Below are 13720 nucleotides of genomic sequence, written 5' to 3'. Positions count from 1 at the left end.
CGGGGACGATCAACTCCCAATTCAGCATGCGATCCATCCACAGTGCAAGCAGACTGCCGAGTGTCACGATGGCCACCATCACCAGCCAAACGCCGGCATACGGCAACAAGCCAGGCAGGCGAAGCAACCATGGGCGTAGCTTGCACAACGCCACACCCATCACCATGCCAAGCCATTCCACGAACACCATGCCGACGCTGTAACCGCGCCAGCCGCGCGTGCTTTCCGGTGCGAGCCACGCCAGCGTCACGCACAGTGCGCCGACGACCAGCAACGCCGATATCACCGGCAGGCTGCAGAAGTCCGGCAACGGGCTGTGCGATGGCGCGGACGGCTTGGCAGTGGCTGGCGGCATAAGCGCAGTATGCCCGCTGCCGAATCAGGTTTCAGCGCAACCGCTCGCCAATCCACTGCCGGAGATCGGCAATTTCCTGTGGGCACACCGCGTGCGGCATCAGATACGTATGCCATGCCACGTGATAACCCAGCGCTTCCAGCGCGGCGCGCGAATCGGTACCGCGTTGCAGAATCACCACCGGATCGACCGTGCCGTGCCCCCAGAAAATGGGAATGTCGGCGTTGGCTGCACTGCGCTCGGCCGCCAGCAATGGGGCGAGTGGCAGATAGGTGGAAAGCGCGATGATGCCGGCCAACTTCTCCGGATATCGAAGGCCGCCGGCCAGCGCAATCGCGCCGCCTTGCGAAAAGCCGGCCAGCAAAATGCGCTCGGAAGGAATGCCACGCTCGTGCTCGCGCGCAATCAACGCATCCAGATGCTTGATCGATGCGCGAATACCCGCTTCGTCCTGCTGTGCCATCAAATCGAAACCGTAGATGTCGTACCAGGCACGCATCGCCATGCCGCCGTTGATCGTCACCGGCTGCACAGGCGCGTGCGGAAACACGAAACGCACCGCGGGCCATGGCGGCGACGCCAGCTCCGGCACGATCGGCGCGAAGTCGTTGCCATCGGCACCCAGGCCATGCAGCCAGATAATGCTCCACGCAGGATGGGCGCCCGTTTCTTTCTCGACAGTGGGGAGTACGCTCATAGGGCATCAACAGAGGGAACCGAAACGACATCGTAGCAGCCGTTTCGGTTCGCATGTTTCATGCCGCGGGGCGATGGCCCAATTGCGCTAGTGCGCGCTGGTGCGAGGCGTAAATCGTGTCACGCTCGGCGGCCTTGCCCTGCGCAACGCAATCGAGCCATTCATCCGTGCTCAGCACAGCCGCAAAGCGCGATTGCTGTACGACGCTGAGCACGCGATGGATTTCCTCCGCGCTCGCAAAACCCGCACGGTTGGCGTACGGCACGCTACCGGAGGCATCGCTCAGAAATTCCACTTGAAAACCGCGATCAAATGCATGCTTTACGGTGGTGTCGTCGCAGTTGTGCGTCATGTAACCAACCACGGTTAAAGTGTCGATCTCACGCTCCGCCAGCCATTCGGCGAGATCGGTACCGGTAAAAGCGCTTGGCAACAACTTGCGCTGATAATGATCGTATGGGCGCTTGGCTACCACTTCATGCAGCTCCCAACCCGCCGAGCCCTCGGCAAATAGCAGCGAATCAGCGGGCGATGTCTCATGAATCACGATCACTGCAATGCCTGCCATGCGCGCAGCGTCCATCGCACGGCCAATGTTCCGTAGGGACTCCTCCACAGGCGGGTATTCGATCTGCAGGCCGCCGGTGACGTATTCGTTCTGGACGTCGATAACGATCAGTGCGCGGCGCGGTTTCTGGCTCATGTCGGCGATCCTGCTTTAGGAAGGGAGCGGCGCTCCCGGTAAGTGCATCTTCCGCGCCTGGTCGTTGTTCCGGCAGTGGCCCAATTGTCATAATTAGGTAGAATCGGGCCAATCCCTCATCCCGGAAGTCCGGCCATGAAATGCGTCAAAGTGGCCATCGCCGCGTTCGATCAGATTCGCCCCTTCCACCTATCGGTGCCCTGCGCAGTATTTGGAGAGTCGGCGGGAGCTCCCGCCTTGTTCGACGTGCGCGTCTGCGCAGCCGAACCTGGCGAACTTCGCACGCAGATCGGCTTTGGCATTTCCACACAATACGGTCTACGCGAATTGACGCAGGCAGACATCGTCATCGTGCCATCGTGGCGCGATCCGAATGAAAACGCACCGAAACCGCTGCTATCGGCACTGCGTCGTGTGCACGACAAGGGCGCGACCATCGTCGGACTGTGTCTGGGCTCCTACATCGTGGCCGAAGCAGGGTTGCTCGATGGCAAGGCCGCCACCACCCACTGGCGCTGGACGGATCTCTTCAAGCAACGCTTTCCAAACGTGCAGCTCGATCCGAACGTGCTTTATGTCGATGCAGGCGACATCGTTACATCGGCAGGCACTGCCGCCGGCATCGATTGTTGCCTGCATGTCGTGCGGCGCCAGTTCGGTGCGGAAGCCACCAATCGTATCGCGCGCACGCTGGTAGTGCCGCCGCACCGTCAGGGCAGCCAGGCGCAATATATCGAGCAACCGGTGTTCGCCAACAGCAAGGACACTCCACTGACAAAAACGTTGTCATGGGCTGCGCGACATCTCGATGAAGCGCACAGCCTCGATTCACTGGCCACACGTGCACTCATGAGCCGCCGCACTTTCACCCGGCACTTTCGTCAGCACACCGGTATCACCGTGGGCCAGTGGCTGCTCGCGCAACGGTTAAGCCTTGCACAGCGCATGCTGGAAACTACGGATCAATCGATCGAGCGCATCGCCGAACGCGCGGGGTTCGGCACGGCACTGTCCCTGCGCCAACACTTCGGCGTGGCGTTCAATACCACCCCCTCCACCTATCGGCGCGAATTTCGCGGCGCGTAAGACCGTCGTATCAACCTGCGCCACCCAGCCACCACGACTGATGGCGCTTGCGAGCCGGGCGCGCTTGGCTATGCTGCGTCATTTCGACTCTGGAGCACCCCATGCGCCGACTGCTGCTCGCCGGCCTCGCAGCCCTTACCGTCTTGCCCGCCGCGGCGGTCACGGCGCCCGCTGCGGGATCGCTCGATCTGGAAACCATCATGGCCAATCCCGACTGGGTGGGTCACGCGGTGGAAGACCCGTACTGGAGCGTGGACGGGCGCAGCATCTACTACAGCCTAAAGCGCGACGGCAGCCCGGTGCACGATCTGTATCGCGTGGACCCGGCGAGCGGGCAGAGCACCAAGCTCGATGCGGCCGCGATGGCGTCCGCGCAAGGTCCGTCGGTGTATGACCGAGCGCATCAGCATGCCGCTTACATTCTGCATGGCGATGTGTTTCTGGTGGATCTCGCCACCGGTCGCCGCGTGCAAGTGACGCGCAGTCTGCAACCGGAGTCGTCACCGCAGTTTTCGGCGGACGGACACGCGCTGCAATATCGCGAAGGCAACAACTGGTTCGTCTACGACATGGCCAGCGGTGTGACATCGCCCGCCGCCGTGCTGAAGTTCACCGATGACCCTGATGCGAAGAAGCCGGATGAACTGGGCCAGCAGCAGCTCGATCTCTTCAAGGAGCTGCGCGAGAACAAGGCCGACAAAGATGCCGTGAGCGCCAACAAGCAAGCGCTCGATGCCGCAGACGCTACGCGTGCGCCGCGTCCGTTCTGGCTTGGCGACAAGAATCAGGCGCTGGACACGGAGCTTTCTCCCGACGGTCGCTGGTTGTTGATCGTCACGCAAGCTGCGCATCACGACGATGGCAAAGCGCCGGAAGTCGTTCACTACGTCACCGAATCGGGTTACACCGAAAACGAAGACGCGCGCACCTATGTCGGTCGTAACGATCCGGCAGCACAGTCGTTGTTGTTGCTCGACCTCGTCGCGCACAAGCAATACACCGTTGCCACCGACAATCTTCCCGGCATCAAGGACGACCCGCTGAAAGCCATTCGCGCGGAAACGGTCGCCGCACTGGAAAAAGCAGGCAAGGATGACGACGCCAAGGCGCTGAAAGCACCGGATGTGCGCCCCGTAACGATGTACCTGGACGATGGCACCGGCGGCGGCATCGTGTGGAGCGAAGACGGCCGCAATGTTGCGGTGGAACTTCGCTCCATCGACAACAAGGATCGCTGGATCGCCAGCATCGATTTCAATCGCCATGCTTTCGTGCCGCAAAACCGCCTGCATGACGATGGGTGGATCAACTGGAACTTCAACGATTTCGGTTGGCTCAAGGACGGCCGCACGCTGTGGTATCTAAGCGAACAGAGCGGTTACTCGCAGTTGTACGTGAAACCGGTGGAGGGTTCCGCCAAAGCGCTCACCAGCGGCAAGTTCGAAGTGAGCCATCCGCAGCTTTCCACCGATGGCAAGTGGTTCTACGTGCGCACCAATCAGACGGCGCCGTATAGCTACGATGTTTATCGCGTGCCGTCGAACGGCGGTGCATCGACACGCGTCACGCAATACGGCGGCATGGAGCAGTTCGTATTGTCGCCCGACGACAGTCAACTTGCCGTGTTGCACTCGTCCGCCTACGTGTTGCCGCAGCTGTCGGTGCAGAGTGCACAGGGCGGCACGCCGCATGAACTCACCAACACCATGAAGCCCGAGTTCACTGCGCATGCGTGGATTGCGCCGAAGATCGTCGAAGTGCCGTCGTCGCACGGCGCCGGTGTCATCTACGGCAAGTACTACGGCCCGGCGAACGAAACCGATGCAACCTCATCGCGCCCCGCGGTGGTCTTTGTGCACGGTGCCGGCTATCTGCAGGATGTGAGCGAAGCCACCACGTACTACCAGCACGAACAGTTGTTCAATAACCTGCTCGTGCAAGAAGGCTATGTCGTCATCGATGTCGACTACCGAGCGTCTGAAGGTTATGGCCGCGATTGGCGCACTGCGATCTATCGCAAGATGGGCCATCCGGAACTGGAAGACCTGCTCGATGCCAAAGCGTGGCTGGTGAAGAACCACGGTGTGGATCCCAAGCGTGTCGGTATCTATGGAGGCAGCTACGGTGGTTTCATGACCGAGATGGCGCTGCTGCGTGCACCGGGCGAATTCGCCGCGGGCGCGGCGCAACGCCCACCGGCCGACTGGGTGACGTACAACCACGGCTATACCGCCGACATTCTCAACGATCCACAGCTCGATCCCGAAGCATATAAAACCAGTTCGCCGATCCAATACGCGGACAGTTTGCGCGATCCGCTATTGATCAATCACGGTTTGATCGACGACAACGTGATGGCGAGCGATTCGATCCGTCTGTATCAGCGCTTCGTCGAACTGCACAAGAAGAACTTCTGGATCTCGCTGTATCCGCTCGAACGCCATGAATTCGAACATCCGGATTCCTGGTACGACGAATATCGCCGTATCGACGAATTGTTCCAAACCTGGGTGAAACCCAATCCCGCGCCTTAACGACAACAAACGCCCTCTCCACGATCAAGCGAGGGCGTTTGTTCTTCACTTCGCAGTGACGTGCGACGCACGTCACTGCGACATCGGTACCACGACGCTACATGAAAGACATTGGAGGCACCTTTATGCTGCCCATGATGTTTCTCACCAAGCTCGTGGCTGTGGTGCCGGAAGCTAGCATTACGCTGCCCAATCGCCCCGTACCCGCATTCGATCTGAATCGTTATGTGGGCAAGTGGCATGAGATCGCGCATCTGCCGACGTTCTTTCAGCGTCAGTGCGTCGATACGATTTCGGCAACGTATTCAAAGAACCCCGACGGCACGATTTACGTGCACAACGCCTGCCGCACTGACAGCGGCACAATGGACGATGCCGAAGGCGTTGCGCGCCGCGTCGAGGGCGAGCCCGGTGCACTGAAAGTGCGTTTCGTGCCGGAATGGTTGGCGTGGATGCCGTGGGTATGGGCTGACTATTGGGTGGTCGATCTGGATCGGGATTACCAATGGGCGGTCATCGGCGGTCCTAGCCGCCGGTATCTCTGGATACTTTCACGCACCGCCACCATGAGCCGTTTGCGTTTCAACGAGTTAGTGGAGCGTGCGCGTCAGCGTGGTTATCCGGTCGATAAGCTGATCGTGGCGGCGCCATTGCTTTAATGCGTGGGTGACGTCTCATTCGTCCTCATCATCGTCGCCATTGGCCTGCCAGTAACCGGTTGCGCGAATCCAATCCTTTGGTACGCCGCGCTTGTCCGCCAGGTACTGACGCATGCTGCGCGCGCGACGTGACTCGGCGGCAATCCAATAAAAGGTATCGCCTGCCGGAAGAGACAGTTTCTCAAGTGCCTGCTCCAGCAAGCGGCTTTCCGTGGCGGCAAGGCCATCGCGCTCCAGCCACGTCACATGAAAATCGGCCTGCGATCCCAGCGGTTGGCGGTCCGCTTTCTTCGGAATTTCCGCCAGCACCGTCATGCGAGTGCCCGCGTGCGCTTCGTCCAATCGACGACCGATGGCAGGCAGCGCGGTTTCATCGCCGATCAGCACGTAGTGATCGAAATCATCCGCTGTGACGAAAGAACCGCGCGGCCCACCAATTGCTATGTGTTCGCCGGGTTTTGCACGTTCCGCCCATGTCGATGCAGGACCATCGCCATGAATGACAAAGTCGATCGTCAATTCGTTGCTTTGAGGATCGTAATTCCGTGGCGTGTAATCGCGTGCAGGTGAGGGTGCTACGCCAACGGGAAACTCCGGACCGTTCGGGCCCATCTTCGGCAGCACCATTTCACCTTGCGTATTGGGAAGAAACAGTTTGACGTGATCGTCCGGCGCAGCGCTGAGGAAGCCGTGAAGTTCCGCGCCGCCGAAGACGATGCGTTGCATGTGCGGGGTGATACGCGTCGTACGCAGTACTTCGATCATGCGAAGCACTACCGAATGGCGAATCTTGTGATGTTCGTGTCGGGTCATGGATGAGCTTTCAGTCATAGCGGTGGGGTTAGAGCAGATGACGTCGACTTGGCAACAAGCGGTAGCCGAGGTGTCCGGCAATTTCGTGCAACACGGCTAGCGTGCGATGGGGATTGTTGCCGAATGGTTCTGACGCCATGTTCGAGGTGTTGTCGTCTTGGGTCAGACCGAGCTGTTCCAGCGTTTTGAGAAAGGCCTGTACCTGAGCCACCATGCTGCGGATGTCGCTGGCGGCGTGCGCGGCGTCGGCCAACGCAACCTCGCGCAAATGCCAGCGCGTGCGTCCATGCGGTTGTAGGTGGGCTTCGACAACGCCACGTTGTTCCAGTTCGCGCAAAAACCGATACACCGTGCCGATGCTGGTTTGCGAATGATGCGCTTGTGCCGCTTGCAATAGAGGTACGGCATCGCGTGCTTCCTGTTGTTCGAGCAATGCGCTCAGAATGGCGTGGCGCGATGGTGTCAGAACGAGCCCTTGTGCCTTGCAGCGGCGCTGCAAGGCGATCAGGGCACCATCCGTCGTTTCAGTTTTCATCCGTGCGGCCCGTCGCGATATCCGCGGCGGCACGTTCAAGAATCGCCGCGATACGCTGCGCTTCAGCCTTGTTCCAATCCGCGCCGCGCATCAACACGGCGTGCTTGAGCGCGTGCATCGCCTTGCGTACCGACAAGGGCAGCGACAGCTTTGCAATCAGACGCGCACTGTGGCGATTGCGCTCGGTCATCGCGTCCACTGCGCCGCGGTTTTCTTGCAGATACGCACGGCCTTCGTCGGTGATCGCATACAGCTTGCGATTGCCTTGCTCGTTCTCCACCGCCGCGTAACCCATTTCTTCCAGCATTGTCAGCGTGGGATAAATGGCGCCAGGACTTGGCGAGTAATGACCGTGGAACATCTCTTCGATGGTGCGGATCAATTCGTAACCGTGGCGCGGCTGCTGTTCGATCAGCGCGAGCAGCAACAATTTCAGATCGCCGTGACCCAGCATGCGTCCGCCGCCACGGCGTCCGCCGCCTTGCAGACCGTCCCAGTCGCCAAACCCATCACCGCCCTCTTGGTGATGCCCATGGCGGCCGCGCCGGCCATGGAATTCGTAAGCCTCGCGGCCGTAGCTGCCTTCATCTTCCCGGCCCATGCCGCGGCCGCCATGGTGGCCGTGCATAAACCGGTGAAACAGGAAATGCCTGTGCATTGATATAACTCCGATATATCGAAACGTTAGATAAAACGATATATCGAAATTGTATCGATAGCAACAGGGGTGGGTTAGACGCAGGGCCCGAGAGGCCGCGCCCGATGACGAAATGGCTTATTGGTCAAGGCTATAGCGCGCAAGACGCTCGTCCAGCGTGCCCGTGTGTAATTCGTATAAGTGGTTATCGAAATCGTAGAAATAAAGCGAGGCGCCTTCCCCCGGCACGCGTGGCCGCGGTGGCTGGATGTCCACGCCCAACTTGCGGAGCCTTTGCTCGAACAGGGATAACTCCGTTTCCGTCACCTTGAACGCCAGGTGCCTATAGGTGCGTTCTACCGGCGGGGTTCCTTCCATCGCGGCTATCCAGACACCGCCCAGCAGAAAGAATTTTTCCCGCGACAGAGAAAAGTTCTTGTGCTTGCTGTCGTAGACCTCTTCCGCGCCAAGGCCCTCACATAAAAACATCGCCATCTTGTCCAGATCGCGAACAAGAAAAGTGACGTGACTGATGCCTTCGATGCCCATGAATCCTTCCTCGATGCGTTGATGTCATTTAGTTGGCGTGAACGTTCGCCCGGGAAAAGCCTGCTCGATCACATCGAGGAACGCTCTGACTTTTGCACCGACCAGACGACGCGAATTTCGCAGCGCCCAAATTTCCACCGGTGGATGTGTATCGGTTCCCCAATGCGCTAAACGTCCACGCGTGATGTCTTCTTCGACCAGCAGTTTCGGCAATAGCGCGGCGCCTGCACCAGCCAGCACGGCATCGCGAACCATCATCAACGATGAAAGCCGTAATACAGGCTCAGGCTTGATATGCCTTTCATCGCCCGTGCTGGTATGAAATTGCCAAACAAGGTCGGGCGGCGTTCTCGATATAAGCACGGCTTTGACCGAAGGCGTTTCTTCGTTGCTGTCGGAAAGTAGCGGCATAGCCATATCCGGATGCGCGACAAGCAGGCGTTGATCATCGAGGATGCGTCGGCCGACAAGTCGTTCGTCACGCGATGGATCGACGCGTATGACGAGATCGAAACCATCCTCCACCGGATCTACCTTGCGATCTTCGGCGACAACTTCAAGTTGCACGTCCGGATACGCCAAGGCAAAACGCGCGCTCACTCGACCCAGTGCAACATGCGCGAGCACGAGTGGCGCACTCACGCGTAGCCGTCCCCGCGGCGTCGATGCACCGAGCGTCACCGCTTCTTCCGCTTCGGCAATCTCCGACAGCGGTCCATGCGTTCGTTCGTGCAGTGCTCGGCCTTCATCGGTCAGGCGAAGGCTCTGCGAGCCGCGTTCAATCAAACGCACGCCGAGGTTTTGCTCCAGCTCCGACACGCGCCGCGACAGCGTGGCTTTGGATCGGCCGGAAATGCGGCTGGCGCGCCCAAAGCCACCGTGAGTGGCCACCAGTGCGAAATCGGTGAGGGCCTGCAAGTCCATGGTGGTGTTCCGAATATGAGACGAGGTGTCCAATTATTGGCGTCTTCTCGCCAAAAATGAAACCACCTACTGTGTGTCCACGTCGTCCTTCAACGGTCACACAACGAGGATTTTCATCATGAGCATCTTGGTCACCGGTAGCACCGGAACGATAGGTTCCCAGGTTTTGAATCAACTGATTGGTTCGGGCGTCGAGGTGCGCGGCCTGACCCGTTCGCCGAACAAGGCGCAGTTTCCCGCGGGCGTCATCGCCGTGGCGGGCGATCTCGCCGACGTCGATTCCTTTCGCGCGGCACTCGAAGGCGTCAGCACGCTTTTCCTGCTCGTGCCCAATGTCGCCGACGAGTTGACCCAGGCCATGCAGGCGCTGACGGTCGCCAGCGAGGTCGGTGTGAAAGGCATCGTCTACCTTTCCGTCTACAACGGCGACACTTACGCTGACGTGCCGCACTTTGCGAGTAAGAACACCGTGGAACGCATGATCGAAGCGCTGGACTTGCCCGCCACCGTGCTGCGTCCGGCCTACTTCATCCAGAACGATCTGCGCCAGAAAGATCCGCTGTTGAACGCCGGCATATATGGCATGCCGGTTGGCGACAAAGGCATTTCCATGGTCGACATCCGCGACATCGGTGAAGCCGCCGCATTGGAACTGTTGCGCCGCGAACGCGCACCGGCACCGCTTCCTCGCGAAACGTACGCGTTGGTCGGACCGGACGTTTTGTCAGGCGCCGATGTCGCCAACATCTGGAGCGATGCACTCGCGCGACAGATTCGTTATGCAGGCAATGACACAGCTGCTCTCGAAAAGCGCATGAAGACCATGATGCCTGCGTGGCATGCACTTGATCTTCGCTTGATGCTCGACCGCTATCAAAACGACGGTGCTGCTGCGACATCCGAAGACATCGCACGACTCACACATCTGCTTGGCCATGCGCCTCGTTCGTATCGCAACTTCGCAAAAGACGCTGCCGCACAATGGCTAAGCCGTTGATCATTCGGCATGCATGCACTTGTTATGCATGCTGTTTGTAAAGCTGGCGAAAACCGGGTCTAGAGTGTGTTTCTAGATGGAACACACTCTGAGACATTTCCAGTACGACACATAAAAAATGTTCGCTCTAAGTCGCAAGCGGATGTTTTCATTCTCGGCAGAGCAGGAATTTGCTGATTCGCCGCCTAAGCTCCAGGTCGTCAATGCCCTTAGCTTCTTCGTCCGCTGCAATGGCGTATTCACGAGCCAACTCGCTATCGCCTATGTTCCTGTGACGCTCAGCCAGCGCGAATCGGATTGATACCCGAAAAGCTCGGGCCTCATCTCCCGCCGCCTTACTTAGCGCTCGAAGATACAAGGGTATGGCGGCGCTATCATCAATCGTGAAGTCGGCGAGACTTTCCCAAAGAAAAGGATGGTCATAGCCGTCAAAACTCTGGGCTTCGCAATATTCTTTAAGGGCGTTGTAGTTTGCCCAGTACCTTTCCGGCTTGTCTTCGCTCGCGAGTAAGGATGCGAATTCCATAACGCGATCCCAAACCGCTGACCTGAGTTCCATGCCGTCTCCTCGACGTGCCTTCACATATTCGGTAAAGGTCTGCTTTGGGTCGAAAGCGAACAATGCCACACCCAAACGAAATGTCTTCGATGGTTGAGTAGTTAGCTTAGACAGCGTAGTAAGCCAAAAACATATCCACCGCCGACTCAGCCACTTGCTTTTGCGTAGCGATGTCCAACGGCGGTTGCGCCAGCGTGATCTGCGGCCAGAACGCAAAACTCTTGATCAGTCCCTGCAATTGATGTGAGGCAAAGACCGGATCGTTCGTTTTCAAGCGGCCAGCTGCGGCAGCGGCGCGTATCCACACGGTCAGGCCTTCTTCGCGTTCGCTCATCCGCGCCACCATGTCGAGCGCGCGTTCGGGCGAATGAATGCCCGCGGCGATGGCGACACGAGCCAGCGATACGAATGCCTCGTCATTGAGCAGGCGAAATTTCTGCGCGATCAGCTCCAGCAATTGATCGCGCAGTGGGCGATCGGTGCGATAGGCCAGTTCTTCGCCTCCGGCAATCGCCTCCCACAAGTAGTGCAGGATCTCTGCGAACAAGACTTCCTTGCTGGGGAAGTGGTTGTAGACCGTGCGCTTGGATACCTCGGCACGCGCGGCGATGCGATCCATGCTGGTGGTTTCGTAACCCGCGACGCGGAATTCGTCTATGGCGGCCTCGATGATTGCCTGACGTTTGCGGTCGGTAAGGCGCTGGGAGGGGGTGGAAGGGCTAGGCATAGTCCCATTTTACACTGCCTAGTTTACTTTTTTCAGCTCCTAAACTACACTGTACAGTGTACCTATTCGGCGCCCCGGCCTGACTTCAGGAATCCACCATGTTTTCGCGCATCGCCAAACCACGTCGCCCCCAGACCGACAAGTACGAAGCGTCTCCGCAGCGTCGTGACAACCATTTCCATAACCCGGCGCCGCGGCCATCGCAGCCGGCAGGTAAAACGCTGGGCATCCTCTGGAACGTGCTCTTCAACAAGCCGGCCGGTACGCAACCGAACAGTCCGCTGCCGGTCCAGGCGCTCACACGTGCGCAGCTGGAGGCGGCTCCGGATCGCAGTCTGTATCGGCTTGGCCACTCCACCATGCTGATCAAATTGCGCGGTGCGTATTGGCTGACCGATCCGGTCTTTGCCGAGCGCGCGTCGCCGTTCCAATGGATGGGACCCAAACGCTTTCATCAGCCACCGATCGCTTTGCATGAATTGCCGCCGATCCGCGGCGTCATTCTTTCGCACGATCACTACGATCATCTCGACCGCAGCAGCATTCAGCAGCTAGCCGCCACCACCGGCGTCTTTCTGACGCCGCTCGGCGTCGGTGACCGCCTGATCGAATGGGGCGTGGATGCGACGAAAGTGCACCAGCTCGACTGGTGGGAAAGCATCGAGATCGACGGTTTGCGCATGACTGCCGCACCGGCGCAGCATTTTTCCGGGCGCACGCCGTTCGACGGTAACAGCACGCTATGGGCGTCGTGGGCGATCTTCGACGACGAACTGCGCGTGTTCTTCAGTGGCGACACCGGCTACTTCGACGGTTTCAAAACCATCGGCGAACGCCTTGGGCCGTTCGATGTCACGCTGATGGAAACCGGCGCGTACGACGCGCACTGGCCTTACGTGCATATGCAGCCGGAACAGACCGTGCAGGCGCATATCGATCTGCGCGGCCGCTGGCTGATGCCGGTGCACAACGGCACCTTCGATCTGGCCATGCATCGCTGGCAGGAGCCGTTCGAACGTGTCGCCTCGTTAGCCGTTGAACGCAATATTCCTCTCGCGACGCCGCGTATGGGCGAGCGTTTGGATCTGTCGGCACCGCACGCGGGTGAGCGCTGGTGGCGCAACGTCGACGAGCACATTGGCGATGGCGTCGATCAACGTGTCCAACGTCTGTTGTCGCGCGAGAGTTAGTCGCCGCAAAAAGCACCTTCCTGGCCGCTGGAACGATCCTGCGGGTTTTGCTTATAAGCATTTGCACGCGTCAAAAGCGCGATGGCTTCCTGGAAGATCATTGGAACGGGATGAGGCAAATCGCCTTGCGATTGCGATGCCTCAAAATCTCCGGTCGCGCCGGCAAGAAGATCGTCGATGAGACCGGGCTCTTGCCGATCCATTCGCTGCAGCAGACTGAGCAGGATGTAAGAACACGCCTGAGCCTTGGCGTCCGTCCGAGTGAAGTCGCGTTGCATGAGTCACTCCTTCATGGAATCAGGCGAGTCCTAAAAATTTTAGACCCACTTTGATATCGATGGTGGACATCGTTCTGCAACAAACGTGCAGGAGATGTACGTCGCTGCTCCCTTGCGCGCCATTTTGCGCCTGACTCGCATGGCGTTTTTTAAGCACGTCATCACGATGTTCGTCGGCGATGCAAGCCGTTTTGCGTTAGACGAAGCATCAAGCCGTCCGACGTCCGCACCTTTATTGCGTTGCGCAATAAGAAAGGAATGTAGACTCGTTGGATAGCTATCGACGCTGACTATCAACTCCATTGAAAAAAAAGATTTGAACTCTCTTCGCGCGAGGCAGAGTCTCTCAATGCTACGCGTCATGAATGCACATCGGCGTCTTCGGCTGCCGATGCGTCACGGATTGATCACATCTTTTTCACGGATGTCCCAAAGCACGCTGTTTGGACATCCTGAGCCATTTTTCCAGCCTGCAGG

At 58.9% G+C, this 13720-nt stretch carries 15 protein-coding genes and 1 pseudogene; 5 read left to right on the top strand and 11 right to left on the bottom strand.

The annotated features are described in order from the left end of the window. The 3 genes and pseudogenes from VK725_RS11815 to VK725_RS11805 all read right to left on the bottom strand — a co-directional run. Positions 1 to 355: pseudogene (locus tag VK725_RS11815) on the bottom strand (sensor histidine kinase); the annotation flags it as partial. Between the two features lie 31 nt (positions 356 to 386). Beyond that, positions 387 to 1052, bottom strand: coding sequence for an alpha/beta hydrolase (locus VK725_RS11810; RefSeq protein ID WP_325318252.1), 666 nt, complete (start codon positions 1050 to 1052; stop codon positions 387 to 389). Positions 1053 to 1110: 58 nt separating this feature from the next. Beyond that, a complete protein-coding gene (locus VK725_RS11805; RefSeq protein WP_325318251.1) occupies positions 1111 to 1755 on the bottom strand; it encodes a cysteine hydrolase family protein in 645 nt (214 codons plus the stop codon). Positions 1756 to 1890: 135 nt separating this feature from the next. Here VK725_RS11805 and VK725_RS11800 point away from each other — a divergent pair, with 135 nt between their 5' ends. The 3 genes from VK725_RS11800 to VK725_RS11790 all read left to right on the top strand — a co-directional run bounded on the left by VK725_RS11800 (position 1891) and on the right by VK725_RS11790 (position 6034). Next, positions 1891 to 2841, top strand: coding sequence for a GlxA family transcriptional regulator (locus tag VK725_RS11800; RefSeq protein WP_325318250.1), 951 nt, complete (start codon positions 1891 to 1893; stop codon positions 2839 to 2841). A gap of 101 nt (positions 2842 to 2942) precedes the next feature. Beyond that, positions 2943 to 5375 carry a S9 family peptidase gene (locus VK725_RS11795; RefSeq protein ID WP_325318249.1) on the top strand — a complete coding sequence of 811 codons (2433 nt, stop codon included), beginning with the start codon at positions 2943 to 2945 and terminating at the stop codon, positions 5373 to 5375. Between the two features lie 101 nt (positions 5376 to 5476). Beyond that, the gene (locus VK725_RS11790) at positions 5477 to 6034 is read left to right on the top strand and encodes a lipocalin family protein (protein WP_325318248.1); all 558 of its coding nucleotides are present in this window, start codon (positions 5477 to 5479) and stop codon (positions 6032 to 6034) included. Positions 6035 to 6049: 15 nt separating this feature from the next. On the opposite strand, the gene VK725_RS11785 is transcribed toward VK725_RS11790, so the two are convergent. The 5 genes from VK725_RS11785 to VK725_RS11765 form a co-directional block, all read right to left on the bottom strand. Further along, complete coding sequence (locus VK725_RS11785) at positions 6050 to 6847, bottom strand: siderophore-interacting protein (RefSeq protein ID WP_325318247.1); 798 nt, start codon at positions 6845 to 6847, stop codon at positions 6050 to 6052. A gap of 28 nt (positions 6848 to 6875) precedes the next feature. Further along, on the bottom strand, positions 6876 to 7382 hold the full coding sequence (locus VK725_RS11780; protein WP_325318246.1) for a transcriptional repressor: 507 nt from the start codon (positions 7380 to 7382) through the stop codon (positions 6876 to 6878). After that, positions 7372 to 8040, bottom strand: a complete 669-nt coding sequence (locus VK725_RS11775) for a PadR family transcriptional regulator (RefSeq protein ID WP_325318245.1) — start codon at positions 8038 to 8040, stop codon at positions 7372 to 7374. Before VK725_RS11775 ends, VK725_RS11780 begins: the two co-directional genes overlap by 11 nt. A gap of 117 nt (positions 8041 to 8157) precedes the next feature. After that, positions 8158 to 8568 carry a FosX/FosE/FosI family fosfomycin resistance hydrolase gene (gene fosX, locus VK725_RS11770; protein ID WP_325318244.1) on the bottom strand — a complete coding sequence of 137 codons (411 nt, stop codon included), beginning with the start codon at positions 8566 to 8568 and terminating at the stop codon, positions 8158 to 8160. A gap of 24 nt (positions 8569 to 8592) precedes the next feature. Beyond that, entirely contained in the window at positions 8593 to 9492 is a 900-nt protein-coding gene (locus VK725_RS11765) for a LysR family transcriptional regulator (RefSeq protein ID WP_325318243.1), read from the bottom strand. A gap of 118 nt (positions 9493 to 9610) precedes the next feature. Between VK725_RS11765 and VK725_RS11760 the strand changes: the two genes are divergently transcribed. After that, positions 9611 to 10489 carry an NmrA/HSCARG family protein gene (locus tag VK725_RS11760; RefSeq protein ID WP_325318242.1) on the top strand — a complete coding sequence of 293 codons (879 nt, stop codon included), beginning with the start codon at positions 9611 to 9613 and terminating at the stop codon, positions 10487 to 10489. Positions 10490 to 10637: 148 nt separating this feature from the next. Here the strand turns inward: VK725_RS11760 and VK725_RS11755 are convergent, their stop codons facing one another. Next, positions 10638 to 11015, bottom strand: coding sequence for a hypothetical protein (locus tag VK725_RS11755; RefSeq protein ID WP_325318241.1), 378 nt, complete (start codon positions 11013 to 11015; stop codon positions 10638 to 10640). A gap of 139 nt (positions 11016 to 11154) precedes the next feature. Continuing rightward, positions 11155 to 11775 (bottom strand): TetR/AcrR family transcriptional regulator, encoded by a 621-nt coding sequence (locus tag VK725_RS11750; protein WP_325318240.1) that lies wholly within the window; start codon positions 11773 to 11775, stop codon positions 11155 to 11157. 98 nt (positions 11776 to 11873) lie between these two features. Here VK725_RS11750 and VK725_RS11745 point away from each other — a divergent pair, with 98 nt between their 5' ends. Next, on the top strand, positions 11874 to 12965 hold the full coding sequence (locus VK725_RS11745) for an MBL fold metallo-hydrolase (RefSeq protein WP_325318239.1): 1092 nt from the start codon (positions 11874 to 11876) through the stop codon (positions 12963 to 12965). On the opposite strand, the gene VK725_RS11740 is transcribed toward VK725_RS11745, so the two are convergent. After that, positions 12962 to 13243 carry a hypothetical protein gene (locus VK725_RS11740; protein WP_325318238.1) on the bottom strand — a complete coding sequence of 94 codons (282 nt, stop codon included), beginning with the start codon at positions 13241 to 13243 and terminating at the stop codon, positions 12962 to 12964. The genes VK725_RS11745 and VK725_RS11740 overlap by 4 nt on opposite strands. Positions 13244 to 13720 lie beyond the last annotated feature (477 nt).

This window comes from Dyella sp. (assembly GCF_035486915.1).
Classification (GTDB): Bacteria; Pseudomonadota; Gammaproteobacteria; order Xanthomonadales; family Rhodanobacteraceae; genus Dyella_B.
Note: the sequence above shows the minus strand (reverse complement) of the source record. Positions and strands in the feature narration are given on the sequence as shown.